This window comes from Celeribacter marinus, assembly GCF_965656515.1.
GTDB classification, from domain to species: Bacteria; Pseudomonadota; Alphaproteobacteria; order Rhodobacterales; family Rhodobacteraceae; genus Celeribacter; species Celeribacter marinus_D.
In genome coordinates, this window is the sequence record NZ_CBFHKW010000008.1 from 61485 (window position 1) to 65078 (window position 3594).

The 3594-nt window shown below is 59.0% G+C and carries 3 protein-coding genes and 1 tRNA gene; 3 read left to right on the forward strand and 1 reads right to left on the reverse strand.

Features of this window, described 5'->3' with window-relative positions:
* Positions 1–726: MYG1 family protein (locus ACTG34_RS03480; protein WP_439103625.1), on the forward strand; the 726-nt coding region annotated here is incomplete at its 5' end.
* Positions 727–851: 125 nt separating this feature from the next.
* Positions 852–1190, forward strand: coding sequence for an EthD family reductase (locus tag ACTG34_RS03485; protein ID WP_062220016.1), 339 nt, complete (start codon positions 852–854; stop codon positions 1188–1190).
* Between the two features lie 151 nt (positions 1191–1341).
* On the opposite strand, the gene ACTG34_RS03490 is transcribed toward ACTG34_RS03485, so the two are convergent.
* Positions 1342–1418, reverse strand: a tRNA-Met gene (locus tag ACTG34_RS03490).
* A gap of 140 nt (positions 1419–1558) precedes the next feature.
* On the opposite strand from ACTG34_RS03490, the gene ACTG34_RS03495 reads away from it, so the two are divergent.
* The coding region (locus ACTG34_RS03495) for a hydantoinase/oxoprolinase family protein (RefSeq protein WP_439103626.1) at positions 1559–3594 on the forward strand (2036 nt) is incomplete at its 3' end.

The window sequence follows — 3594 nt, forward strand, 5'->3', positions numbered from 1 at the left end:
CGCCCCAACCCGCTGCGTGAGGATGGCCAGCCGTATAGCTCGTTTGGTCTGATCTGGGCGCAGTATGGCGGCGATTATTTGCGCGCGATGGATGTTCCCGAACACGATATCGAGGCGATTCACGGCTCGTTTGATCGGGGGGTCGTCCTGCCGGTCGATCTGGTTGACAATGGGGCGGTGAATGCGTCGGAGGCGGGGCCGTTATTTTCGGGTTTGACGTTGCCGGTGTTGTTGGAAAGCCTCAAGCCGGTGTTTGATGACACCGAAGAAGGCGTTGAGGATCGTGCTTTTCTGGCGGCGCTCAGCGTGGCGCGGGCGTTCGTCGAGGCGCAAATCAAACGCAAAGCGGCGAAATACCGCGCCGAGGCGATGGTGCTTGCCGCGATCGAGGCCGCGGGAGAGGGGTTTATCCTTGAGCTGCCGATGGGCATGCCGTTTCGCGCAGGTGTGGAGAAAGCGGGCGCAGATCATTTGTTGTTCGTCGTCCATCCACGCGGGGATGATTGGACGCTGACAACCATCAGAGTTGGGAATGACACATTCGAGGCGCGCGCTGATTTGCCTGCTGCATGGGCGGGTTTGACCGATGCGGCCTTGGATGCGGCGGCGGGTGTGAGCGGTGCAAAGTTCTGTCATAACGGGCGTTTTATTGCGGTGGCCAGCACGCGGGAGGCCATTTTGCAGATGGCAGAACTTGCAGTGGTTGAGGCACAGGCTAACGCGTGATGCCGCGGGCGTGGTGTGACATTGCGATGACCTGCGCCGAGTTTCGCTAGGCATTGCCGCAATCACCCCGTATGAAATTGTATCGAGAGAGCAAATAGTGCTCAGGGATAGGAAAAGAGGTCGACATGTTCGTACGCTGCGCGTTTTTCAAAGGCAAAATCAAATCCGGTATGGAAGAGGCGTTCCATGACCATTGGCGCGAAAACCTTGTGCCGCTTTGGAGTGCCTTTCCAAACCTCAAGGAATTGCGGGTTCACCGCGAGGTCGAAAGTGATGACCCTGAAAGCCCGTTCCCCTTGGTTATGGCGATGAAGTTTGAAACGCGCGATGATATCGAAGAGGCGCTTGCGTCCCCGACACGGTGGGCGAGTAAGGAAACGTCGAAAAAACTGTTCGAGATGTTTGACGGCCACGTCATTCACACAGTTTTCGCGGCGGATCAATTCGACCCGACTGCGCTTTAATCACAGTTTTCGATGCTTTGTGCATATCAGCCCGCGCGTGAGGTCTCATGCGCGGGTTTTTTAGGGTCAGTTCGCCAATAGGGTGCGGCCATCGAGCATGCCAACGGTGCGGCGTGCGCTTGGGCGTATCTATTTCATATATAAGGGGTAATGGTAGCGGAGGAGGGATTTGAACCCCCGACACGCGGATTATGATTCCGCTGCTCTAACCAACTGAGCTACTCCGCCGAAGTGGGGCGTAAGTAGTCGGCCACGCGCAGGGGGTCAAGAGGGAAATTGCGTGTTTTTGCCAGTTCTCACATCGCGCTGTGCTTGTTGGGATCGCGGGCTTGTCCTAGTTTGCCGTAAACCTGCGGCGAGGGATGAGCATGACGGTCAAAAAGTGGGACTTCTGGATTGATCGTGGGGGCACCTTTACGGATGTTGTCGGGCGCGATCCGCGTGGTGTGCTGCACAGTCACAAACTGTTGTCGAACAATCCCGAACGCTACCGTGATGCCGCCGAACAGGGGGTGCGTGATCTGCTTGGGTTGGACGCACAGCAACCGATTCCAGATGGCGCGATTGCATCGGTGAAGATGGGCACTACGGTCGCGACAAACGCGTTGTTGGAGCGCAAGGGCGAGCGGGTACTGTTGCTGATCACCCAAGGGTTCGGGGATCTGTTGCGCATTGGCTATCAAACACGCCCTGATCTTTTTGCGCTCGATATCAAACGCCCTGATTTGTTGTATGAAACGGTCGCCGAGGTGTCCGAGCGCCTTGCCGCTGATGGATCGGTTGTGACGCCCTTGGATGAGGGGGCGGCGCGTGTCGCATTGCAGACCGGATATGACGCAGGACTACGTGCTGTGGCAGTGGCGTTTGTCCACGCCTATTTGGAGCCTGCGCATGAGCGGCGTGTGGCGCAGATCGCGCGCGAGATCGGCTATACCCAAATATCGACATCACATGAGGTATCGCGTCTGGCCAAACTGGTGTCGCGTGGCGATACAACCGTGGTTGACGCCTATCTCTCGCCGATTTTGCGGCGCTATGTCGAGCAGGTGTCACAGGCGTTGTCGCTCGGTGCGGCCTGCGAGCGATTGTTGTTCATGCAGTCCAACGGCGGATTGACCGATGCCGCGTTGTTCCAAGGGCGCGATGCGATCTTGTCAGGGCCTGCGGGCGGGATCGTTGGGATGGTGCGCACAGGACAGGCGGCGGGGTTCGATCGCTTGATCGGGTTCGATATGGGTGGCACGTCTACGGACGTCAGCCATTACGCAGGCGCGTTCGAGCGCAGTTTCGAGACCGAAGTGGCGGGTGTGCGGATGCGCGCGCCGATGATGGATATTCACACGGTGGCCGCAGGTGGCGGGTCGGTGTGCGCCTTTCGTGACGGGCGATTACAAGTCGGTCCCGAAAGTGCGGGTGCCGATCCCGGTCCCGCGGCCTATCGTCGTGGTGGGCCATTGACGGTGACCGATTGCAATGTGTTTTTGGGGAAACTCTCGCCCGATCATTTCCCGCCCGTGTTTGGTGCCGAGGGTGATCAGCCGCTTGATGTTGACGCTGCGCGGCGTGCCGTCTGTGGCGCCACCGATATGATCAATGCGGCGACATCCCAAGAGCTTAGTCCAACTGAGGTTGCCGAAGGATTCCTTAAAATCGCGGTCGATAACATGGCCAACGCGATTAAGAAAATATCGGTCGAGCGCGGGCATGATGTGACTGACTATGCGCTGCAATGCTTTGGCGGTGCGGGGGGGCAACATGCCTGTCTGGTGGCCGATGCGTTGGGGATGAAGCGTGTTTTGATCCATCCGTTCGCGGGGGTTTTGTCGGCTTACGGCATGGGGTTGGCCGAGGTGCGCGCGCTACGTGAGCGGCAGGTAGACCAGTCATTGTCGGCGCTAGACGCGGTGCACGATTTGGTCCGTGACATGGTGGCGGATGCCGAGCATGAGGTCGCAAGCCAAGGGGCCACCAAGATTGACACACGCACCCGCGCCCACCTGCGGTATGACGGGTCGCACCAGACGTTGGATGTGGCGTTTGAAGATGCCGCATCCATGACGGCGGCGTTTCACGATGCTCACAAAATGCTGTTTGGGTTTGCCCGTGAGGGGCGCGCTGCGATCCTCGATATGGTGGCGGTTGAGGCGATTGGCGACACGGGCGAAGCCCCTGTGGCGGTCGCAATGGCTGAGGGGGCAAGTGCAGCTATAGCCCATGTTGATGTGCGTGCAGCGGGCTGGGGGCATGTGCCTCTTTATGCGCGCGGCGCCCTGGCCAGACAGACCGTAATCAAAGGCCCCGCTATCATCACCGAACCCACGGGCACCAACGTGATAGAGCCGCATTGGACCGCGCAGTTCGATGCGTTGGGCAATCTTGTCTTGAGCCGCGATGATGCGGCGCG